This window comes from Gammaproteobacteria bacterium (assembly GCA_016716465.1).
In the GTDB taxonomy this organism is placed as follows: domain Bacteria; phylum Pseudomonadota; class Gammaproteobacteria; order SZUA-140; family SZUA-140; genus JADJWH01.
The window spans coordinates 599,209-620,844 of record JADJWH010000001.1; the positions used below are offsets into that span (position 1 = coordinate 599,209).

Below are 21,636 nucleotides of genomic sequence, written 5' to 3' on the forward strand. Positions count from 1 at the left end.
ATAGCCTCCCGGAAAGCGGCGGGGCGACCTTCAGGTCTGCGAGTCGATGGCCTGGCTCAGTTCGAGCCCGTGACGCATGGAATAGTGCATCAGCTCGGCGTTGTTGCGCAGGTGCATCTTGGTGAGGATCTTGGTGCGATGCGTGCTGATCGTCTTCACGCTCAGCGCCAGGGCGGAGGCGATCTCGGAAACGGTCTTGCCGGTGGCGAGCAGGTTGAAGATCTGGAACTCGCGATCGGTCAGCACCTCGTGCGGCGGGCGTTCGAAGTCCGCGTCCAGGGTGCTGGCCAGTTTCTCGGCGAGGGACTGGGTGATGAACTTCCCGCCCTGGGCCACGCGGACGATGGCCGAGACGAGCATGTCCGGATCGCTCTGCTTGGTCACATAGCCCGCTGCGCCCGCCTTGAGCGCGCGCAGCCCATAGTGGTCCTCCGGGTGCACGGTGAAGATAAGAACCTGGGTCTGGGGTTTTTCGTTCCGGATCTGCTTCAGCGCGTCCAGGCCGCTCTTGCCCGGCATGCTGATGTCGAGCAGGACCACGTCCCATTCCCCGTTGCGCACCTGGCGCACCACATCCAGGCAGCATTCCGCTTCTCCGACGCTGAACGCCTCCGCCTGCTCGGACAGTATCTGGCGCAGGCCCTGCCGGATCACGGGGTGATCATCTGCGATGAGTACTCGTATCATAGACTCCCTGATATTGGTTTTATGTCAGTTGTTCGGTATCGCGCCATGGATTCGGGGCGTGGAAGCGGGTCAGTGCTGTTCCGTCAGGCTATCCGGGTAACGATCTCCAGCACCGCCTCCATCGACATATCTCATCCACCCACTTCCGGGAAGTCCGGGCAGCAGGGTTCGTTGGGTTCGCATTGCCGCTTTCCGCGGGGCGTCTCCGCGCGTGACAGCGGCAGGCAGACCGCAAGCCGGGTGCCGCCCGCGGCCTGACGGCGAATGTCGATTTTACCGCGCAGGGCGGCGGCGCGCTCCCGCATCCCGATCAGTCCCCAGGCGTCGCCGCGCTGCAGATCCTGCTCCCCGATACCGACACCGTCGTCCTCCACGGTGAGGAGGACGGCGTCGTGGTCATGGAAGACGTCGATCGTGACCGACCGGGCGCGCGCATGACGCGATATGTTGGTAAGCGCCTCCTGCAGGATGCGGTACAGCGCGATGGAACAGTCATGGTCGATCTGATTCCCGTCCAGCTTGATGGAGGCTTTGCAGTCCAGGCCGTCGTTCTGCTGCCGGAACCGGCTGATGAACCAGTCGAGCGCGCCCTCCAGTCCGAAGGCGCCCAGATTGGCGGGGCGCAGGCGCGTGGCGATGTCCTGCACCGCGCTGGCCGTGCGCTCGATGAGGTCGCGCATTTCGTCCAGCTTGGCGTGTATGGGTTCGTCGGGCGGGCAATGCCTGCGCAGCCAGTACAGATCCAGGTTCATCACGGTGAGCGCCTGTCCCAGTTCATCGTGGATCTCGCGCGCAATGCCGGTACGGTGGGCCTCGTGGACGGTTTCCTGATGGCGGGTCAGCCTGACCAGCTTGTCGTTGGATTCCTGCAGGGCGGCATGGGTCTGCCTCAGCTCGGTGATGTCGCGGGCGAGGAACAGATGGCGCGGGTTTTCGTCGGGGACCGGAAGTATGCGCATCTCTACGCAGCGGACGCTGCCGTCGGGGCGGCGCAGACGGAAGCGGGTCTGGAAGCCGCTCTCGTCGGGCGCGGCGAGATAGGCCTCGAAGGCGCGTTCGATCCGCGGGCGGTCTTCGGGATGGATGGCCGCGCACCAGGCGCGCGGCTGCGCGATCAGGGTGTCACCGGTTTGTTGCCAGAGGCGTTGATACACGGAGCTGACATGGAAGATCTCTTTGCCATCCGCGCCGGTCAGCCAAAATGCCTCGTCGATATTGTCCGCTAGAATCTGGAAGGTGTGGTTATCCGTTCCGCAATGCACGTTGCTCTCCTGCAGCGCCGACTTCCGGTCGACCGGTTATCCAGTACAAACGCTATTCTTTTTGTTGTTGACTTCGCAGCCGAGGCCACCGTAACTGGTTAATAGGATTACCGAAAAGGGAGGCTGAGGAAATAGGAATTACACTGATTCTATGGAAAATCCGGCCCCGCCGGATGCGCCGACGGCTTGTCCTCCCGCCATCCGGCATGTGCGGGCGCGCGGTCAGCCGGCGGGTGCGGTGGTCTTGTCGCCCGTGATCCGCGCGAGCAGGTCGTAGGTCGCCTGCAGGCGTCCGCCGAGATCGGCCGCCGGATACTTGAACTGCAGGCGATCCGCCCCGTGCAGGCGGTAACGATCCGGCTGTTTCTGGATCAGGCCGATGAGGCGGGCGCTGTCGATCTTCGGTTCGGGCCCGAAGACGATGCGGCCGGCCTCGGCCGTCAGCTCGATCTTGCGCACGCCGAGCGGGACCGCGGTGAGCTTGAGCCGCGCGACCTCGAACAGGTGCTTGACCGGATCCGGCAGCAGGCCGAAGCGGTCGATCATCTCGACCTGGAGCTCGCGCAGCTCGTCGGGATCGGCGGCGCTGGCGATGCGCTTGTACATGACCAGCCGTCCGTGGACGTCCGGCAGGTAGTCCTCCGGGATCAGCGCCGGTTCGCCCAGTTCGATCTCGGCGTCCAGCGCGATCGGGTCGTCCAGGCGCGGCGTGCGGCCGGACTTGAGGTCGTCGACCGCGCGTTCGAGCAGCTCCATGTACATGGAGAAACCCACTTCCTGGATCTGGCCGCTCTGTTCCTCGCCGAGCAGTTCGCCGGCGCCGCGGATCTCGAGGTCGTGGGTCGCCAGGGTGAAGCCCGCCCCCAGGGCCTCGATCGACTCGATCGCCTCCAGGCGCTTCACGGCGTCGGCGGTCATCGCGCCGCGCGGCGGCACGATCAGATAGGCATAGGCCTGGTGGTGCGAGCGCCCGACGCGGCCGCGCAGCTGATAGAGCTGCGCCAGGCCGAGATGGTCGGCGCGGTTCAGGATGATGGTGTTGGCGTTGGGGATGTCGATCCCGCTCTCGATGATGGTGGTGCACACCAGCAGGTTGAAGCGCTGGTGGTAGAAGTCCTGCATGATCTGCTCGAGTTCGCGCTCCGCCATTTGGCCATGGGCCACGCGCAGGCTCGCTTCCGGCACGATCTCGCGCAGCTCGGCGGCGATCCTGTCGATGGTGCGCACCTCGTTGTGCAGGAAGTAGACCTGGCCGCCGCGGTGGATCTCGCGCAGGCAGGCCTCGCGCAGCAGCGGCCGGCTCCATTCGCGCACGAAGCTCTTGACCGCGAGGCGGCGCTGCGGCGGCGTGGCGATGATCGACAGGTCGCGCAGGTTCGACAGCGCCATGTTCAGCGTGCGCGGGATCGGCGTCGCGGTCAGCGTGAGGATGTCCACCTCGGCGCGCAGCGCCTTCAGGCGTTCCTTCTGGCGCACGCCGAAGCGGTGCTCCTCGTCGAGGATGACGAGGCCGAGGTCCTTGAAGCGGACGGCGGGCTGCAGCAGCTTGTGCGTGCCGATGATGATATCGACCTTGCCCTCCGCCAGCGCCGCCAGCACCGTGTCCTGTTCCTTGCCGGAGCGGAAACGTGACAGCACCTCGATACGTACGGGCAGGTCGGCGAAGCGGTCCCTGAAGTTGTGGTAATGCTGCTGGGCCAGCAGCGTGGTGGGTACCAGTACGGCGACCTGGGCGCCGCCCTGCACGGCGACGAAGGCCGCGCGCATCGCCACCTCGGTCTTGCCGAAACCGACATCGCCGCAGACCAGGCGGTCCATCGTCTTGCCGGCGGTCATGTCGGCGATCACATCGTTGATGGCGTCCAGCTGGTCGGGCGTCTCCTCGAACGGGAAGCCGGCGGCGAAGGCGGCGTACTGGTCGTCGGGCAGGGCGAAGACCCGGCCCGGGCGCGCCTCGCGGCGGGCGTAGATGTCGAGCAGTTCCGCGGCGACGTCGCGGGCGCGCTCGGCGGCGCGGCGGCGCGCGCGCTGCCACTGGCCGCTGCCGAGCCTGTGCAGCGGCGCCTGTTCGGGGGCGGCGCCGGTGTAGCGGCTGATCAGCTGCAGCGAGCTGACCGGGACATAGAGCTTGTCGCCGCCGGCGTATTCCAGCTTGAGGAATTCGTTCTGCACGCCGCCGGCGGTCAGCATCTGCAGGCCGAGATAGCGGCCGACGCCGTGTTCCTCGTGCACCACCGGCGAGCCGATGGCGAGTTCGGTCAGGTTGCGGATGACCGCCTCGGCGTCGCGGCCGCGCTTGTTCCGGCGGCGGCGCTGCATGACGTACTCGCCGAAGATCTGCGCCTCGGTGATGACCGCGATGGCAGGTTCCTCGATGACCAGTCCGCGTTCGAGTCCCGCGACGGCGATGCCGAGCGGGGCGTCGTCGTCGAGGAAGCCGCGCCAGTCCTGATAGGTGCGCGGGAAACGTTCCGCGTCGTGCAGCATCGCGAGCAGGCTCTCGCGGCGCCCCGGTGTCTCCACGATCAGCAGGACTCGCCCGGCGTACACATCAAGAAACCGGAGCAGCGATTCGAGCGGGTGGCGCGCGCGCGCCGGCTGACTGAGGCCGGGGGGTGCATCGAGCGCAAGATTCCGGCTCGCAGCCGTCGTCTCCAGTTCGACCGTCTGCAGCTGGCAGCGCGCGACACCGGCAAGCGCCGCGGTGATGTCGTCTTCGGTCAGGAACAGCGCTTCCGGCGGGACCAGCGGGCGTTCCGCGTCATGACGCAGTTGTTCGTAGCGTTCGCCGATCTCGGCCCAGTGCTGTTCGATCGCCGGTCCGGTATCGGCGGAGAGCAGGACCAGGCTGTTGGCGGGGAGGTAATCGAACAGGGTCTCGGTATGGTCGAAGAACAGCGGGAGATAGTATTCGATGCCGGCGGGCGCGAGCCCCTGGCTGACGTCGCGGTAGATCGGGCTGCGCTGCGGGTCGCCGGCGAAACGGCGGCGGAACTCGCGGCGGAATTGCTCGATCGCTTCCTCGTGCAGGGGGAATTCCCCCGCCGGCAGCAGCCGGATCCGTTCCACGCGCTCGACCGAGCGCTGGGTTTCGGGGTCGAAGGTGCGCATGCTCTCGATCTCGTCGTCGAGCAGTTCGAGGCGGAAGGGGAGTGCGCTGCCCATCGGATAGAGATCGATCAGATTGCCGCGGATGCAGAACTCGCCGTGTTCCATGACCTGCGCCGCGAGACGGTACCCGCTGCGGGCGAGGCGTGCGCGCATGTGTTCGGTGTCGATACGCTCGCCGACGTCGAGCCGCAGGCTGAAGGCGTCGAGATAGGCGCGCGGCGCGAGCCGCACCATCGCCGTCGCGACCGGCGCGAGCAGGATGCCTTTGCGCAGGCCGGGGAGGCGCTGCAGCGTGTCGAGTCGCTCCGACACGATGTCCTGGTGCGGCGAGAACGCATCGTAAGGCAGCGTTTCCCGGTCGGGCAGGATCAGTACGGGCGGATCGGACTCCGCCAGGTAGAACCGCAGTTCATGTTCCAGCCGCTCGGTGGCGGGCATGCCGGAGGTGAGCACGATCACCGGACCGTCGTGGTCGCGGGCGGCGCCGGCGATGGCCAAGCCGGCCCCGCTGCCATACAGGCGGCCCCATTCGAAGACGCGACCGTCCGGGCGCGGCAGCGGCGGATGGAACGGGGAGACGCGCGAGTCGGCGGTGTCTGCGTCCGGAATGAAATCGGTCATGGTGGATACGGCTGTCGGGCGGCGGTTGCGCGAGTGCGCAAGTCTAGCAAACTTTGCCCGCGCCTGCCCCGTCCGGAGGCCGCGTGCGGGATCCTTCAGGACTGCTTTCTCAACAATACGTACAGGGCGCCGGTGCCGCCGTCGCGTGGACGCGCGGAACAGAAGGCGAGGACATCGTCGCGCTGGCGCAGCCAGGCGTTGACGCCGGACTTCAGCACCGGCCGCCGGTCCGGCGTGCTGAGCCCCTTGCCGTGGATGATCAGGACGCAGCGCGCCGCGGCTGTCCGGCATCGTTCGAGGAAGGCATACAGCTCGCGCCGCGCGATGGTGGCCGTCATGCCGTGCAGGTCGAGCTCGGCGTCGACGGGGAACTGACCGCGGCGGAGCTTGCGCATGACACCGTGCTGCAGTCCCGGGCGGGTATAGTCCAGTTCCCCGTCGACTTCCATGCCGACGGCGGATTCCGGGACGTAGTCATCGGCGGGCGCGCGGGTCTCGTTGTGCGGGCGCTTGCGCGGCGTCGGCGGGATGCGCGCTTTCCGGGGCGGCGGTGTGCGCTGCTGCAGGCGCTTGACGCCCTTGACGCTGGCCCGGAACAGCGCCTGATCTTCCTTGTCCTGGTCCTTGCTCACCGCGGCCGCGAGCCTCCCTGTAACCTTGCGTCGATCCTAGCCGGGGCGGCCTGATTTTGGCAATTCTCTATTGACCCGGGGAGCGGCGATTCAGTACCATTGTCGCGCTGTAACCTCCTGGTATCCATTCCCCGGTAGCTCAGTCGGTAGAGCAGGTGACTGTTAATCACTTGGTCGGTGGTTCGAGTCCGCCCCGGGGAGCCATTCAAGATGCCGGGTTAAACCCTCCGCTCGTGCGCTGTCCGCGTTTTTTGCGCGTTGACCCTAACTTACCGATAGCCGAATTCCTCCATCCAGCGCCGCAGTCCGGGCGTGAAGGCGCGCAGTTCCGCTTCATAGTTTCGCCACAGGTCGTTCGAATCCCGGTAGACGCCCTCGACGACCTGGCTGTAGCTGGGAGTGTTGATCATCTGTCTTTGCGCGGCGGTGCGCCGGTGATCCAGCAGGTCGGCGTCCCATTCCAGGCCGAGGAACGCGACAAGTGATTTCAGCGCGGCCTCGGTATCCTGCGTCAGGTCTTCATAACGCACGCGGTGGACGGCCAGGCCGTAGCGCTCCTGGCTGAGATGAAAGACCGACATCGCCGCGTCGTACAAGGCCGAGGCCTTCGCCAGGTCCGACATCAGGTACATCGGGACGTTGGGTTTGAAATTCTGCTTGTAGTTGCTCAGCAGGCAATCGAGCGGGTGTCGCAGCGCCAGGATATAGCGCGCATCCGGAAACAGGGCGTGCATCTCCGGCGCCAGGGTCAGGTTCAGGGGCAGCTTGTCGACGACGGTCTTTCCGTCTTCGTGCCTGAGATGCCGGCCCAGTTCGTCGAAGTACCGCCCGCGCATCCGGTCCAGCGTTTCCGCGTCCAGAGACTCGATCGCGACCGGCGAGCTGAATTCGTCGATGGAGGCGAACGCCCGCACCAGCATCGGTTTTTCCTCCACGACCTCGATGCGCGGATGGCCGCGGAGAAAGGCATCGAGCAGAGTGGTGCCGGAGCGTGGAAATCCGACCAGAAACACCGGCTGGAGCCCGGCGGGAGCGGGTCGTGCGGACGGCCTTTCCTTTTGCGCGGACTGCAGTTGCCGCTTTCGCCTTTCGATGTTTTCAAGATAGTCCGCCGCCGGTTTCCCGAAGGCCGGATAGGCCGAGTGGATAAGCTCGTTCATCCTGCGCATGTGCAGGAAGGCGTCCGCGTAGCGGCGGGTCTTTTCGAGTGATTTGGCCAGCAGTTCCTGGCGCTTGATTTCCGATGTGAGCCTCAGGTCCTGCCCGCCGATTCCTTGCAGCTCGGCGATCACGGCGTCGAATTCCTTCAGCCGGAAGTGATAGGCGGCGCTGCGCAGCCTCAGCTCCGGGGGAAACACCGGGAACACCTTGCGGGCGTTCTCCAGGACTTCTCGCGCGGAATCGAGGCAGTTGGATTTCTCAAAAAGCTCGAACAGGTTGCAGTGCGCTTCGAGGTGGTCGGGTTTCAGCGCGATCGCCCGCGCGAAGCTGGCGGAGGCCTCGTCGAGTCTGTCCAGATTCCTGAGCGCGTTGCCGAGATTTCCGTGCGCCTCTGCGAAACCGGGATTCAGTTCGATGGCGCGGGTAAAGCTCGCGACGGCCTCCTCAAGCCGACCCTGATCCTTCAGGATATTACCGAGATTGCTGAAGGCATCGGGAAAATCGGGTTTGAGTTCGGTGGCCCGGCGGAACGCCTGCTCGGCGATGGCGGCTTTTCCGATCTGGGCGCATGACGCCCCCAGGATATTCCACAGCAGGAATGACGCGGGGAATTCCCGTGCGAGCCGCTCCGCCTGTGCGGCGACGACGTCGAGCTGACCCTGGTGATAGAGGGCCAGCAGGTGATCGAGTGATTCCTGGGGTGGAGACGGGCCGGACGCGGCGGCCTGACCGAGCCGGGCGAGGGCCTCTCGCGCCGTCGGGTTGCCCGGGAAGTTTTGCAGCACGGACTGATACAGCGCGCGCGCTTCCTCGTTCTCGCCCTTTCGCTCAAGCGACTTTGCGCGCAGAAGCGCCTGATCGACAGTCAACTTCGCCATGTATTCATGCCGCGGTGCTCATCCCGGCAAAGATTATCAGAATGACCCGGGGTATGCATGGCGGCGGCGAACGTTCCCCGTCCGGCATCGGCGCAATCCTGAAGGCCCGCTTAAGGGAGATGATGCACAGGAACCCGAAGGTCCGCGGCGGCGTCTCAAAGGTGAAGGCATCGATTGTGTGCGTGTGTCCCGGAGGTATCATCCATGACCCGAAGTTTCCTGACCGGATTTCTGCTGCTGTGCTGTTGCGGGCCCGCGGCGGCGTCATGGGAGTCCGCGTCCGACGTGGACGGCGGCGCCGACGGGGTCCGGACACAGGATGTGCGTGGCAACAGCCTGATGATTTATCGCGACGCGAACGGCGCGTTCGAGGCCGCCCTGTATCTCAATGCCTATCTCCCGGAACCGGAACAGCCCGGCACCGCGACGCCGGTGTTGTTCAGCATCGATGACCATGCGCCGCATTTGATCGATTCCGGCGCGTGGGCGGCGGATGCACCCTACCGGAAACTGACGTTCCGGCTCAGCGATCCGGCGGATGCCGGGCTCAGCGAAGCGATGATCGAGATCCTCGAAGGGACGCGCGTCAGTTTTTCCTATCCGGCCGGGGCGCTGGGGCGGGAGACGGTGCGGTTTGCGTTGGCCGACCCCGGACGGCTGGCAGCCGATGTGATCGGGATCGCATTGCCGATCGATCATGCGCGCCACGCCCGCTTGCGCGGCGAGCGCGCGCGCCTCGAGGCGGAGCGCCGGGCGATCCCGCGCAAGCCGCTCGACCCGGAGGTGGAACACGCGCGCCAGCGCCTGATCGAGCGCCACAGGGCGATGATACAGACGCGTGTGCTGGACCTCTGGATGCGGCCGACGCACTGGTCCGGGCTGAAGTGCACCCTGCAGATCACCCTGATGTCCACCGGCGAGGTGTTGCAGGTGGACGTGCTCAGGGGCAGCGGAGATCCGGAGTTCGATGCCTCAATGACGGCGGCGGTGCGCGACGCCTCGCCGTTGCCGCTGCCCGCGGACCCGGCGCTGTTCGAAAGTTTTCAGCGGCTGGAGATGAGTTTCGATCCCCCCGACCCCGGCGCAGGCCGGATCTACACCCAATCGTGATGCCCGCGGTGCAATCTAGCCGGCCGGGCCCGGGCAGGGATTTTCTCCATATAAAGAGTATGGTTAAATGGGCGGGATATCACGCAGTTCACCCGCTGTCGATGGAGCCAAGGCATGATGACCAGGGGACCGGGGGCGGCGGCGCCCGCCACGTACAAGGCGCAGTGCGCGTCCGCCTTCGCTCCGTTGCTGGAGCGCTTCGATCGCCAGGCGCTGGACGACAATCCGGGCACGGTGTACGGCGTGTGGGCGGATTTCAGCCTTGCCTATGCGAACGCGGAATGGTTCCGCTTCGCCGCCGAGAACGGCGGGGAGGCACTGGCCGACGCCGCCGGATCGTCGCTCGGCCGCATCATCATGGATGCGGTACCGGGGGAATTGCAGCCGTATTACCGCTATCTGTATGCCCTGGCCAATGTCCGGGATCCGCGGGTCTCCGCGCCGCTGTGCCACGAGTACGATTGCTCCAGTCCGGAACTCTACCGCCGATTCGCGATGCATATCTACACGCTGGACGGCTTCAAGGGATATCTGGTCATCAATTCCCTGCTGGTCGAGCGCCCGCATGAAGCCGGTATCGCGGTGCAGGCGCCGCAAGAAGAGGGGTATCGGGACGACAGCGGATTGTTCTGCCAGTGCAGCCATTGTCGCCGGTTCCGCCGCAACGGAGCGCCCGAACACTGGGACTGGATCCCGGCGTGGGTGGAGCGGCAGCCAGCGAAGACCAGCCACGGATTGTGCCGGGTCTGCTTCGACTACTATTACCCCAAGACCTCGACAGCCTAGACGCCTGCCGGCCGTATGGCCGGTCCTACTGAGGCACGATATTTGCCTTCTTATCGCATCGAATCATCGGCGCGGGATAGTGACGCCGTTATACACCGCCAAGTCCTTACACATACTGCGGATTCGGCCGGCCTGGATAGCGAAAGTTTCTAAAGTTGTGGTGCCCGGAGTCGAATAATGAGTGGATCTGTCACGCCTGTGACATGAACTGTGTCTAAGGTGGCGGCGACTTCGTTATCGCATCAAGGGATGGAGCACCTCAATGGGGGTAACAATGGAACTGGAACAGATCAAGACCCGGGGTCGAGACCTCGGTTTGAACGAAATGGTCCTGCAGGGCTCGAAGCGGATTCTGATCCAGGCGATTCAGAAGGCCGAGGGTCGCAAGAGCTGCTTTCTGAGCGAAGACCGCTTCCTGTGCCGCAAGTGCGATTGCGAGTGGCGCGCGGACTGCCAGAAACTGACCGCGGCCTGGCGGCGCTGAGCGCGAGGATCCTCAGGCGTCCAGCGCCGAGCTGATGCGCTGCAGGCCTTTTTTGAGATTGTCCATCCCGGTAGCGAAGGACAGCCGCATGTATCCCGGGGCGCCGAACGCCGAGCCGGGCACCAGCGCCACCCCCGCCTCATTGATGAGAAATTCCCCCAGCTCCAGATCGTCTTTCAGATTCATCCGTTCGATCACTTCCTGCATCAGCGGAAAGGCGTAGAAGGCCCCGCGCGACGGCAGGCAGCGCACGCCGCGTATCGCGTTCAGCGCGTTCACCACATAGTCATGGCGCGCGCGAAAGGCGCGGTTCATGTCCTCGATGAAGGATTGATCGCCATTCAGCGCGGCCTCCGCGGCCACCTGCGAGATCGAGGTGGGGTTGGAGGTGCTCTGGGACTGGATGTTCTCCATGGCCTGGATCAGGTCGAGCGGTCCCGCCGCGTAGCCGATGCGCCAGCCGGTCATCGAATAGCTCTTGGAGACGCCGTTCAGCACGATGCCGCGCTCGTGCAACTCGGGGCAGGCCATCAGGATGTTGCAGAAGGGTTCGCCGTCGTCCAGACGGATATGTTCGTAGATGTCGTCGCTCGCCACGATCACGTGAGGATGGCGCCGCAGCACCGCGCCCAGCGCGACGAGTTCCGCGCGCGAGTAGGTCGCGCCGGTCGGATTCGAGGGGCTGTTGATGACCACCAGACGCGTGCGTCGGGTGATGGCCTGTTCGAGCTGCGCGGGCGTGATCTTGAATCCCTGGTCGATGCCGCTCTCGATGAAGACGGGGACGCCGTCCGCGAGCAGCACCATGTCCGGATAGGAGACCCAGTAGGGCGCGGGGATGATGACTTCGTCGCCCGGATTGAGGAGGGCCTGAACCAGATTGTAGAAGCTCTGTTTGCCGCCGACCGAGACCAGCACCTGGCCCGGTTTGTATTTGAGGCCGTTGTCGCGCAGAAATTTGTCCGCCACCGCCTGGCGCAGCTTGGGAATGCCCGCCACGGGGGTGTAACGGGTGAAGCCCGCGCGAATCGCCTCGATTCCGGCCTGCTTGATGTGTTCGGGAGTGTCGAAGTCCGGCTCGCCGGCGCCGAAACCGATGATGTCCTTGCCTTCCGCGCGCAGCTGTGCCGCGCGCGCGGTGACCGCCAGGGTCGGTGATGGCTTGATGCGCTGTACCCGCTGCGAAAGTTCCACGTGTGTCTGAATCCCCGGAATAATTCGAGGTGCTAAGTGTAATATACTTGGCGAGATTCCCGCAAAGCGCCATGATGGACAGAAAATTCCAATTGCAGGCAGATTTTCCCCCGGCCGGAGACCAGCCGCGCGCCATCGAGGAACTGGTACGGGGGCTGGTCGACGGACTGGCGCGGCAGACCCTGCTGGGGGTGACCGGATCGGGCAAGACCTACACCATCGCCAACGTGATTGATCGGGTGCAGCGCCCGACCCTGGTGCTGGCGCCGAACAAGACGCTCGCCGCGCAGCTCTACAGCGAGATGCGCGAATTCTTTCCCGGCAACGCCGTCGAATATTTCGTCTCGTATTACGACTACTACCAGCCCGAGGCCTACGTCCCCACCACGGACACCTACATTGAAAAGGACTCCTCGATCAATGAACAGATCGAGCAGATGCGGCTGTCCGCGACCAAGGCCCTGTTCGAGCGCCGCGATACGATCATCGTCGCCTCGGTGTCCTGCATCTACGGTCTGGGCGATCCGCAGTCCTACCTGAAGATGGTGCTGCACCTGGTGCGCGGCGAACCGACCGACCAGCGCCGTATCCTGCGTCATCTCGCGAACATGCAGTACACCCGCAATGACGTCGAGCTGCAGCGCGGCACCTACCGCGTGCGCGGCGACGTGATCGATATCTTCCCGGCCGAATCGGAACGTGAGGCGGTGCGGGTGGAGCTGTTCGACGACGAGATCGAGTCGCTCAGCTATTTCGATCCGCTCACCGGCGAGATCCTGCGCCGCGCCCCGCGCCTGACCGTGTATCCCAAGACGCATTACGTGACGCCGCACGAGATCCTGATGCAGGCGATCGATCAGATCCGGGAGGATCTGCGCACGCGCCTGGAGGAGCTGTACGCGGCCAACAAGCTGGTCGAGGCGCAGCGACTGGAGCAGCGCACGCGCTTCGACATCGAAATGATGCAGGAGCTCGGCTATTGCTCCGGCATCGAGAACTACTCGCGCTACCTGTCCGGCCGCGCGGCGGGGGAACCGCCGCCGACGCTGTTCGACTATCTGCCGCCGGAGGCCCTGCTGGTCATCGACGAGAGCCATGTCACGGTTCCCCAGCTCGGCGGCATGTATCGCGGCGACCGCGCGCGCAAGCTGAACCTGGTGGAATATGGCTTCCGGCTGCCCTCGGCGCTCGACAACCGGCCGCTGAGTTTCGAAGAATTCGAGGGGCTGGCGCCGCAGACGATCTTCGTCTCGGCGACCCCGGGTCCCTATGAGAACAGTCACGCCGACGCGGTGATCGAACAGGTCATTCGTCCGACCGGACTGGTCGACCCGCAGGTCGAGGTACGGCCGGTGCTGACCCAGGTCGACGATCTGTTGTCCGAGATCCGGCTGCGTGTCGAACGCAGTGAACGCGTGCTGGTGACGACGCTGACCAAGCGTATGGCGGAGAACCTGACCGAATATCTGGCGGAGCACGAGGTGAAGGTGCGCTACCTGCATTCCGATGTCGACACCGTGGAGCGCGTGGAGATCATCCGCGATCTCCGGCTCGGCGCCTTCGATGTTCTGGTCGGGATCAACCTGTTGCGCGAGGGGCTCGACCTCCCGGAAGTCTCGCTGGTGGCGATACTCGATGCCGACAAGGAGGGTTTCCTGCGTTCCGACCGTTCGCTGATCCAGACCATCGGCCGCGCCGCGCGCAACATCAATGGTCGGGTGATCATGTACGCCGACACGGTGACCGGCTCGATGCGGCGCGCCCTCGACGAGACGGAGCGCCGGCGCCAGAAGCAGGTCGAGTACAACGCCGCCCACGGTATCACCCCGCAGGGCATTCGCAAGGCGGTGGTGAATATCATCGAGGGGGAGGCGCCCGAAGTGGCGCTGAGCCCGCGCGACTACGCCCGGGTTGCCGAGTCGGTGGTCGAGTACGGCCATATGCCGCCGGAACAGCTGCGCAAGAAGATCGCGCAGCTCGAAAAGGAGATGCACCGCCACGCGCGCGACCTGGAGTTCGAGGCCGCGGCCAGGATCCGGGACCAGATCCGCAGCATCCAGGCGGCGAATCTGGGCCTGGTTGAGTGAGCGGGCCGACTGAGCGGACGGGGCCGCGCCGCCTACGGTTTCTGTTGCGGCCGCCGGGGCGATCGAGTATCTTAGGCGCTTTAGGCGCGTAGCTCAGTTGGTTAGAGCACCACCTTGACATGGTGGGGGTCGTTGGTTCAAATCCAATCGCGCCTACCAGACGGTTGCAAGCACTGTGACTACAGTGCTTTTTTTATTCCCCGCCGGCAGTGTCCGGCGGGGTCGTTCCTTCAGTGCGATGCCGACAGTCACTCTTCCAGACAAGAGCCAGCGCAGCTACGACCGCCCGGTCAGCGTGGCCGAGGTGGCCGCGTCCATTGGTCCGGGCCTGGCCAAGGCGGCGCTCGCCGGCCGCGTCGACGGGCACCTGGTCGATACCTCCCACCTGATCGAGGGCGACGTCGATCTCGCCATCGTGACGGAGCGCGATGCCGAGGGACTCGATATCATCCGGCATTCCTGCGCCCATCTGCTGGCGCAGGCCGTGAAGGCGCTGTTTCCGCAGGCGCAGGTGACCATCGGTCCGGTCATCGAAGACGGTTTCTACTACGATTTCGCCTTCGATCGCAGCTTCACGCCGGAGGATCTGGCGGCGATCGAACAGAAGATGGCGGAGATCACCGCACAGGATGTCCCGGTGGCCCGGTCGGTGATGAAGCGCGAGCAGGCGATCGGTTTCTTCCGCGACATGGGCGAGGAATACAAGGCCCGCATCATCGAGGACATCCCGGCCGGCGAGGAGATCTCGCTGTACCGGCAGGCCGAGTTCATCGACCTGTGCCGCGGCCCCCACGTGCCCAGCACCGGCCGCATCAAGGCCTTCAAGCTGACCAAGGTGGCGGGCGCCTACTGGCGCGGCGATTCCCGCAACGAGATGCTGCAGCGCATCTACGGCACCGCCTGGGCGAGCAAGAAGGATCTGACGGATTATCTCCACCGGCTGGAAGAGGCCGAGAAGCGCGATCATCGCCGCATCGGCAAGCAGCTCGGGCTGTTCCATCAACAGGAAGAGGCCCCGGGCATGGTGTTCTGGCATGACCGCGGCTGGACCATCTATCGCACGGTCGAGGAATACATTCGCGGCCTGCTGCGCGAGCACGGCTATCAGGAAGTGCGCACGCCGCAGGTGGTTGACCGTTCCCTGTGGGAAAAGTCCGGGCACTGGGACAAGTTCGGCAGCGGCATGTTCACCACCCATGTGGAGAACCGCGATTACGCCATCAAGCCGATGAACTGTCCCTGCCACGTGCAGATCTTCAACCAGGGACTCAAGAGCTACCGCGACCTTCCGCTGCGGCTGGCGGAGTTCGGCTCCTGCCATCGCAACGAGCCCTCGGGGACCCTGCACGGCCTGATGCGGGTGCGCAATTTCGTCCAGGACGACGCCCATATTTTCTGCACCGAGGATCAGATCCAGGTCGAGGTCTCGGCCTTCATGGATATGCTGTTCGGCGCCTATGCCGATTTCGGGTTCGAGCACGTGATTGTCAAACTCTCGACGCGGCCGGCGAACCGGGTCGGTGACGACGCCGTCTGGGACAAGGCGGAGCATGCCCTGGAGCAGGCGCTGAATCACCGTGGCCTGGAATGGGATCTGCAGCCCGGCGAGGGGGCCTTTTACGGGCCCAAGATCGAGTTTTCGCTGAAGGACTGCATCGGCCGGGTCTGGCAGTGCGGCACGATCCAGGTCGATTTCTCCATGCCGGGGCGCCTGGGGGCCAGCTATATCGCCGAGGACGGCAGCAAACAGGTCCCGGTCATGCTGCATCGGGCCATTCTGGGGTCGCTGGAGCGTTTCATCGCCATCCTGATCGAGGAGCACGCGGGTTCCCTGCCCCTGTGGCTGGCCCCGGTGCAGGCGGCGGTCCTGAATATCACCGACCGGCAGGGGGAATATGCGGTCCGGGCGGCGGACTTTCTGCGAAAAGCCGGTCTCCGGGTCGTGACGGACTTGAGAAATGAGAAAATAGGCTTTAAAATCCGCGAGCATACGCTACAACGCGTACCTTATCTGCTGGTCGTGGGCGACCGCGAGATGAGTGAAGAGACCGTGGCCGTGCGTGCGCGGGACGGCAAGGATCTGGGCAGTCTGTCGTTGCAGGCCTGCGCGGATCGCTTGACCTCCGAGAGCGCCCGCCGCGGCCGTGTTGTTTTACAGGATTAGCGCGGAGGAATGGGTTATAGCCGCTGATAAAGAATTACGCCTGAATGATGCGATCACCGCGCCGAAGGTGCGCCTGATCGGTGCTGATGGCGAGCAGGTAGGCGTGGTGTCCCTGGCGGACGCGAACCGGCAGGCGGAAGAGGCCGATCTTGATCTGGTGGAGGTATCGCCGAACGCGGATCCCCCCGTGTGCCGGGTGATGGATTACGGCAAGTACCTCTTCGAGGAAAGCAAGAAGCGCCACGCGGCCAGGAAGAAGCAGAAACAGATTCAGGTCAAGGAAGTCAAGTTCCGGCCGGGTACGGAAGAAGGCGATTATCAGGTGAAGCTGCGTAACCTGATGCGCTTCCTTGAAAGCGGTGACAAGGCAAAGGTGACGCTCCGGTTCCGCGGACGCGAGATGATGCACCAGAGTCTGGGCATGAAGCTGCTCGATCGCATCAAGAAGGACCTGGAGGACTATGCGACGGTGGAGCAGTTTCCCAAGCTGGAAGGGCGGCAGATGATCATGGTGCTGGCGCCGGGAAGCAGCAACAAGAAGAAACAGCAGGTCGGTTGAGTCGCAGATCCGGCCTGGTTTGATGGGTAGACAATTTAAGGATCGAACATGCCAAAGCTAAAGACACACAGCGGCGCCGCCAAACGATTCGCGCGCACCGCTTCCGGACGCTTCAAGCACAAGCAGAGCCATCGCCGGCATATCCTGACCAAGAAGAGCAGCCAGCGCAAACGTCATTTGCGCGCGCCCGCCCTGGTCACCATGTCCGATACGCCCGAGCTGAAGCGCATGCTCCCATACAGTTGAGAAAAAGGGACACGTCATGCCAAGAGTAAAACGAGGAGTCACCGCCCGCGCCAATCACAAGAAGGTGCTGGCGAAGGCCAAGGGGTTCCGCGGGCGCCGCAAGAACGTCTTCCGTGCCGCCAACCAGGCCGTGGTCAAGGCCGGACAGTACGCCTATCGCGACCGCCGCGTGCGCAAGCGTGAATTTCGCGGACTGTGGATCATCCGCATCAATGCGGCCGCACGCGAATTCGGGCTGTCGTACAGCCGCATGATCGACGGCCTGAAAAAGGCGGCCGTCATGATCGACCGCAAGGTGCTGGCCGATCTGGCGGTGTCCGACAAGGCCGCCTTCGGCGCGCTGGCGGAGAAGGCCAAGGCGGGTCTTTCCGCCTGACGCAATCACCCAGGGCCGGGCAAGGGCGCTCCGTCCTTCCGGTACGCAGAAAAGGAAAGGTAGCGCCTTTCCTTTTTTGTTTTGGAGGGATTGGGTACAGTGGGGCGGCGAGCCGCCGGGGTTGGCCCCGGTCTCCCGGGCCCGGGACGGGTCAACGATACATTCGGCAGGGGCAGGACAGGGTGCACGAGCTGGAAGGCATAGTCGCGCAGGCGCAGGGCCAGATCGCGGAGGCGGCCGATCTGAAGGCGCTGGATCAGGTGCGCGTGCAGTATCTCGGCAAGAGCGGCCGCATCACGGAGTTTCTCAAGGGCCTGAAGTCGCTGTCCGACGAGGAGCGTCCGCGCGCGGGCCAGGCCGTCAACCAGGCGAAGCAGGTCCTGCAACAGGTGATCGAGGCGCGAATGCGCGCCCTTGAAAGCGCGGTACTGAACGCTCGGCTCGCGCGCGAGGCCATCGATGTCACGCTGCCGGGGCGCGGGCGGGCGGGCGGCGGCCTGCACCCGGTGGCGCTGACGCTGGATCGCATCGAGGCGCTGTTTGCCCAGGCCGGTTACGAGGTCGCGCGCGGTCCCGAGATCGAGGACGATTTCCATAATTTCGAGGCGCTCAACATCCCCGCGAATCACCCCGCGCGGGCGATGCACGATACCTTCTATTTCGACGCGCGCACCCTGCTCAGGACGCATACCTCGCCGGTCCAGGTGCGCGTGATGCAGGAGCGTACGCCGCCCCTGCGCGTCATCGCGCCGGGGCGCGTCTATCGCTGCGATTCCGACGTGACGCACACGCCGATGTTCCACCAGGTGGAAGGTTTCCTGGTCGACGAGAACATCAGTTTCGCGGATCTCAGGGGAACGCTGACCGATTTCCTGCGCGCGTTCTTCGAGCGCGATGTGGCGGTGCGCTTCCGGCCGTCCTATTTCCCGTTCACCGAGCCGTCTGCGGAGGTCGACATCGCCTGCGTGATCTGCGGCGGTGGCGGTTGCCGCGTCTGCAAGCAGACCGGCTGGATCGAGATCATGGGATGCGGCATGATCCATCCCCGCGTGTTTGCCAATGTCGGCGTCGACAGCGAGCGCTACACCGGTTTTGCCTTCGGCCTGGGCGTCGAGCGCATGGCCATGTTGAGGTACGGTGTGAACGACCTGCGTCTGTTTTTCGAGAACGATCTGAGATTTTTGAAGCAGTTCAACTGACCATGAAATTCAGCGAACATTGGCTGCGCGAATGGGTCGATCCGCCGCTTGATACCGCGGCGCTGGTGGCGCAACTGACCATGGCCGGACTCGAAGTCGAGGCCGTCGAGGCCGTGGCGGCCGAATTCACCGGCGTGGTGGTGGGGCGGGTCGAGAGCGTGGAACCGCATCCGCAGGCCGACCGCCTGCGCGTCTGCCGCGTCGATGTCGGCGCCGATGCGCCGCTGACCATCGTGTGCGGCGCGGCCAATGTCGCGCCGGGTATGTGCGTGCCGGCGGCACTGGTCGGCGCGCAACTGCCGGGAGGGCTCGCGATCTCGCGCGCCAAGCTGCGCGGGGTCGAGTCCTCCGGCATGTTGTGTTCGGCCAGGGAACTTGGCCTGGCGGAGACCTCGGAAGGGTTGTTGCCGCTGCCCGACGATGCGACACCGGGGATGGACGTGCGTGCGTTGCTCGCGCTGGACGATGTGTCGATTGAGCTATCGCTGACGCCCAATCGCAGCGACTGTCTCGGCGTGGCCGGAGTCGCGCGCGAGATCGCGGCCCTGAACCGCATCGACATGACGGCGACAGGCCCCGTGGCGGTCCCGGCCGCGATCGACGCTGCACCGGAGATCGAACTTGCCGCGCCGGAGGCCTGCCCGCGTTATCTGGGGCGGATAATCCGCGGCATCGATCCCGCGGCCGAAACGCCGCTCTGGTTGCGCGAAAGATTGCGTCGCAGCGGGTTGCGCAGCCTGGGGCCGGTGGTGGACGTCACGAATTACCTGCTGCTCGAACTGGGACAGCCGATGCACGCCTTCGACCTCGCGCGCATCGAGGGCGGCCTGCGGGTGCGCCAGGCGGAGCACGGCGAATCCTTCACTGCGCTCGATGGCCAGACCCTGACCCTGGAAGACGACATGCTGGTGATCGCGGACCAGCGGCAGGTGCTCGCGCTGGCGGGGATCATCGGCGGTGAGCAGAGCGCCGTCGGGGCGGAGACGGCCTCGATCCTGCTGGAGTGCGCCTTCTTCGCCCCGGCGGCGATCACCGGCCGGGCGCGTCGCCTTGGCCTGCATACCGAGTCCTCGCATCGCTTCGAGCGCGGCGTCGACCCCGAACTGCAGGCGGGAGCGATGGAGCGCGCCACGCGCATGATCCTTGACATCGCCGGCGGCGAAGCGGGGCCGGTGGTGGAGGCGGCGGAGGCATCCTTCCTCCCGCGCAGGTTGCCGATCACGCTGCGCGCCGCGCGGCTGGAGCGCCTGCTGGGTTACCGGATCCCCGCCGCAGGCGTGGAGGAAATCCTGACCCGGCTCGGCATGCAGGTGGAGGCCGACAGCGAGGACACCTGGCGGGTGACACCGCCGTCGTTCCGCTTCGATATTGCGATCGAGGCCGATCTCATCGAAGAACTCGCGCGCGTTCACGGCTATGAACGTCTGCCTTCGCATCGCCCCAACTCTCGCCTGGAGATCCGCCCGCACGATGTGCACCTGGAACGCGTGCGGCGCGGGCGTCACCTGCTCGCCGACCGCGGTTACCAGGAGGTCATTACCTACAGCTTCGTCGATGCCGGTGTCCAGCGCCTGCTCGATCCCGCGCATGAGGCCCTCGCGCTGGCTAACCCGCTGGCCGCCGATATTGCCGTCATGCGCACCAGCCTGTGGCCCGGCCTGATCCAGGCCGCGCTCCACAATCTGAAGCGCCAGCAGACACGGGTCCGGCTGTTCGAGTATGGCCGCAGATACACCGGTGCCCTGCGCCGCGACGGCGGGACGGGGACGTCTCTCGAAGGTATCAGGGAAGAGGGCATCTTCGCGGGAATCGCCATCGGCCCCGCCGATCCCGAGCAGTGGGGCCTGCCGGGACGCGGGGTGGATTTTTACGACGTCAAGGCGGATGTGGAGGCGATGCTCGGAGACCTTGGCAGAGGGCATGGCTTTGTTTTCGAGGTGGCGACACACCCGGCGCTGCATCCTGGGCAGTCGGCACGAATTGTCGATGGCGGTTCCCGGGAAATCGGCTGGGTGGGCGCCCTGCACCCGCAGACGGCGGACACCCTGGGTTTCGGCCAGGCGGTGTTGGTTTTTGAGTTGAATCTGGAGGCCATCGAACCACCGAAGCTTCCGGCCTTCATCGAGCTTTCGAGATTCCCCTCGGTGCGGCGTGATCTCGCCATCATCGTCGCGGAGGGTGTCACCGCGGCCGAAGTCGAGGCGTGTGTACGCGATGCGGCGGGCGGCCTGTTGCAGGCTTTGCACCTGTTTGATATCTATCGCGGCAAAGGTGTTGATTCAGGGAAGAAAAGTATTGCGCTGGGCTTGACCTTGCAGGATTTTTCGCGCACTCTTACCGATGTCGAAGTCGACGCCTTGATTGAAGGCGTGCTCAAGCAACTGCATATCAAACTTCAGGCAACATTGAGAGAATAATTATGGCGCTGACAAAGGCTGATATGGCGGAGCGGCTGTTCGAGGAATTCGGACTCAACAAGCGGGAAGCCAAGGACCTGGTGGAGATGTTCTTCGAGGAAGTGCGTGCGGCGCTCGAAGCGGGGCAACAGGTCAAGCTCTCCGGGTTTGGCAATTTCAATCTGAGAAAAAAGAACCAGCGCCCGGGGCGCAACCCAAAGACCGGGGAAGAGATACCGATTACCGCGCGCCGCGTCGTGTCGTTTCATCCCGGGCAAAAATTAAAAGCAAGAGTCGAAGCCCATGCTGGAACCCAGCGGCAATAACGAACTCCCGCCGATTCCCGGCAAGCGGTATTTCACCATCGGAGAGGTCAGCGACCTGTGCGGCGTGAAGCCGCACGTGTTGCGGTACTGGGAGCAGGAGTTTCCCCAGCTGGCGCCGGTCAAGCGCGCGGGTAACCGCCGTTATTACCAGCGCCAGGATGTAATGATCGTGCGCCAGATACGCGAGCTGCTGTATCAGCAGGGCTTCACGATCGGCGGTGCGCGGCAGCAGTTGTCCGGCAAGGAGACCCGGACGGACACCAGTCGGAGCCGGCAGGTAGTCCGTCAGATACGACAGGAACTCGAGGACCTCCTGAAGGTGATGAAGACCTGAGTCCGTCGCGCGGGCCCTGCAGT

General features: G+C 64.8%; 18 protein-coding genes and 2 tRNA genes. 14 read left to right on the forward strand and 6 right to left on the reverse strand.

Going from position 1 to position 21,636, the window contains the following annotated elements:
- Nucleotides 1–30: 30 nt before the first annotated feature.
- The 4 genes from IPM20_02805 to IPM20_02820 all read right to left on the reverse strand — a co-directional run bounded on the left by IPM20_02805 (nucleotide 31) and on the right by IPM20_02820 (nucleotide 6,130).
- Nucleotides 31–687, reverse strand: coding sequence for a response regulator transcription factor (locus tag IPM20_02805; GenBank protein MBK9130564.1), 657 nt, complete (start codon nucleotides 685–687; stop codon nucleotides 31–33).
- A 131-nt stretch (nucleotides 688–818) separates the two neighbouring features.
- Nucleotides 819–1,949: a PAS domain-containing protein gene (locus tag IPM20_02810; GenBank protein ID MBK9130565.1), complete on the reverse strand. Its 1,131-nt coding sequence runs from the start codon at nucleotides 1,947–1,949 to the stop codon at nucleotides 819–821.
- Between the two features lie 222 nt (nucleotides 1,950–2,171).
- Entirely contained in the window at nucleotides 2,172–5,681 is a 3,510-nt protein-coding gene (mfd, locus tag IPM20_02815) for a transcription-repair coupling factor (GenBank protein MBK9130566.1), read from the reverse strand.
- 95 nt (nucleotides 5,682–5,776) lie between these two features.
- Entirely contained in the window at nucleotides 5,777–6,130 is a 354-nt protein-coding gene (locus IPM20_02820; protein MBK9130567.1) for a Smr/MutS family protein, read from the reverse strand.
- 311 nt (nucleotides 6,131–6,441) lie between these two features.
- Between IPM20_02820 and IPM20_02825 the strand changes: the two genes are divergently transcribed.
- Nucleotides 6,442–6,517: transfer RNA gene (locus IPM20_02825), tRNA-Asn, on the forward strand.
- Between the two features lie 65 nt (nucleotides 6,518–6,582).
- Here the strand turns inward: IPM20_02825 and IPM20_02830 are convergent.
- Nucleotides 6,583–8,352 (reverse strand): sulfotransferase, encoded by a 1,770-nt coding sequence (locus tag IPM20_02830; GenBank protein MBK9130568.1) that lies wholly within the window; start codon nucleotides 8,350–8,352, stop codon nucleotides 6,583–6,585.
- Between the two features lie 204 nt (nucleotides 8,353–8,556).
- On the opposite strand from IPM20_02830, the gene IPM20_02835 reads away from it, so the two are divergent.
- The 3 genes from IPM20_02835 (at nucleotide 8,557) to IPM20_02845 (ending at nucleotide 10,732) form a co-directional block, all read left to right on the forward strand.
- Nucleotides 8,557–9,462: a cell envelope integrity protein TolA gene (locus tag IPM20_02835; GenBank protein ID MBK9130569.1), complete on the forward strand. Its 906-nt coding sequence runs from the start codon at nucleotides 8,557–8,559 to the stop codon at nucleotides 9,460–9,462.
- A 114-nt stretch (nucleotides 9,463–9,576) separates the two neighbouring features.
- Nucleotides 9,577–10,248, forward strand: a complete 672-nt coding sequence (locus IPM20_02840; protein ID MBK9130570.1) for a hypothetical protein — start codon at nucleotides 9,577–9,579, stop codon at nucleotides 10,246–10,248.
- A 274-nt stretch (nucleotides 10,249–10,522) separates the two neighbouring features.
- Entirely contained in the window at nucleotides 10,523–10,732 is a 210-nt protein-coding gene (locus IPM20_02845) for a hypothetical protein (GenBank protein ID MBK9130571.1), read from the forward strand.
- A gap of 12 nt (nucleotides 10,733–10,744) precedes the next feature.
- Here the strand turns inward: IPM20_02845 and IPM20_02850 are convergent, their stop codons facing one another.
- Nucleotides 10,745–11,926 (reverse strand): pyridoxal phosphate-dependent aminotransferase, encoded by a 1,182-nt coding sequence (locus tag IPM20_02850; GenBank protein MBK9130572.1) that lies wholly within the window; start codon nucleotides 11,924–11,926, stop codon nucleotides 10,745–10,747.
- Nucleotides 11,927–12,000: 74 nt separating this feature from the next.
- Between IPM20_02850 and uvrB the strand changes: the two genes are divergently transcribed.
- The 10 genes from uvrB (at nucleotide 12,001) to IPM20_02900 (ending at nucleotide 21,613) form a co-directional block, all read left to right on the forward strand.
- Nucleotides 12,001–14,013, forward strand: coding sequence for an excinuclease ABC subunit UvrB (gene uvrB, locus IPM20_02855; protein MBK9130573.1), 2,013 nt, complete (start codon nucleotides 12,001–12,003; stop codon nucleotides 14,011–14,013).
- Nucleotides 14,014–14,095: 82 nt separating this feature from the next.
- A tRNA-Val gene (locus IPM20_02860) sits at nucleotides 14,096–14,172 on the forward strand.
- Between the two features lie 79 nt (nucleotides 14,173–14,251).
- Nucleotides 14,252–16,177 carry a threonine--tRNA ligase gene (thrS, locus tag IPM20_02865; GenBank protein MBK9130574.1) on the forward strand — a complete coding sequence of 642 codons (1,926 nt, stop codon included), beginning with the start codon at nucleotides 14,252–14,254 and terminating at the stop codon, nucleotides 16,175–16,177.
- A 16-nt stretch (nucleotides 16,178–16,193) separates the two neighbouring features.
- Entirely contained in the window at nucleotides 16,194–16,736 is a 543-nt protein-coding gene (gene infC / locus IPM20_02870) for a translation initiation factor IF-3 (GenBank protein ID MBK9130575.1), read from the forward strand.
- Nucleotides 16,737–16,784: 48 nt separating this feature from the next.
- On the forward strand, nucleotides 16,785–16,982 hold the full coding sequence (gene rpmI, locus IPM20_02875) for a 50S ribosomal protein L35 (protein MBK9130576.1): 198 nt from the start codon (nucleotides 16,785–16,787) through the stop codon (nucleotides 16,980–16,982).
- Between the two features lie 16 nt (nucleotides 16,983–16,998).
- On the forward strand, nucleotides 16,999–17,358 hold the full coding sequence (rplT, locus tag IPM20_02880; GenBank protein ID MBK9130577.1) for a 50S ribosomal protein L20: 360 nt from the start codon (nucleotides 16,999–17,001) through the stop codon (nucleotides 17,356–17,358).
- Between the two features lie 182 nt (nucleotides 17,359–17,540).
- Entirely contained in the window at nucleotides 17,541–18,557 is a 1,017-nt protein-coding gene (pheS, locus tag IPM20_02885) for a phenylalanine--tRNA ligase subunit alpha (protein MBK9130578.1), read from the forward strand.
- 2 nt (nucleotides 18,558–18,559) lie between these two features.
- Nucleotides 18,560–20,974 carry a phenylalanine--tRNA ligase subunit beta gene (pheT, locus tag IPM20_02890; GenBank protein MBK9130579.1) on the forward strand — a complete coding sequence of 805 codons (2,415 nt, stop codon included), beginning with the start codon at nucleotides 18,560–18,562 and terminating at the stop codon, nucleotides 20,972–20,974.
- Nucleotides 20,975–20,976: 2 nt separating this feature from the next.
- Nucleotides 20,977–21,279: an integration host factor subunit alpha gene (locus tag IPM20_02895; GenBank protein MBK9130580.1), complete on the forward strand. Its 303-nt coding sequence runs from the start codon at nucleotides 20,977–20,979 to the stop codon at nucleotides 21,277–21,279.
- Complete coding sequence (locus tag IPM20_02900; GenBank protein ID MBK9130581.1) at nucleotides 21,257–21,613, forward strand: MerR family transcriptional regulator; 357 nt, start codon at nucleotides 21,257–21,259, stop codon at nucleotides 21,611–21,613. Before IPM20_02895 ends, IPM20_02900 begins: the two co-directional genes overlap by 23 nt.
- Nucleotides 21,614–21,636: the final 23 nt, after the last annotated feature.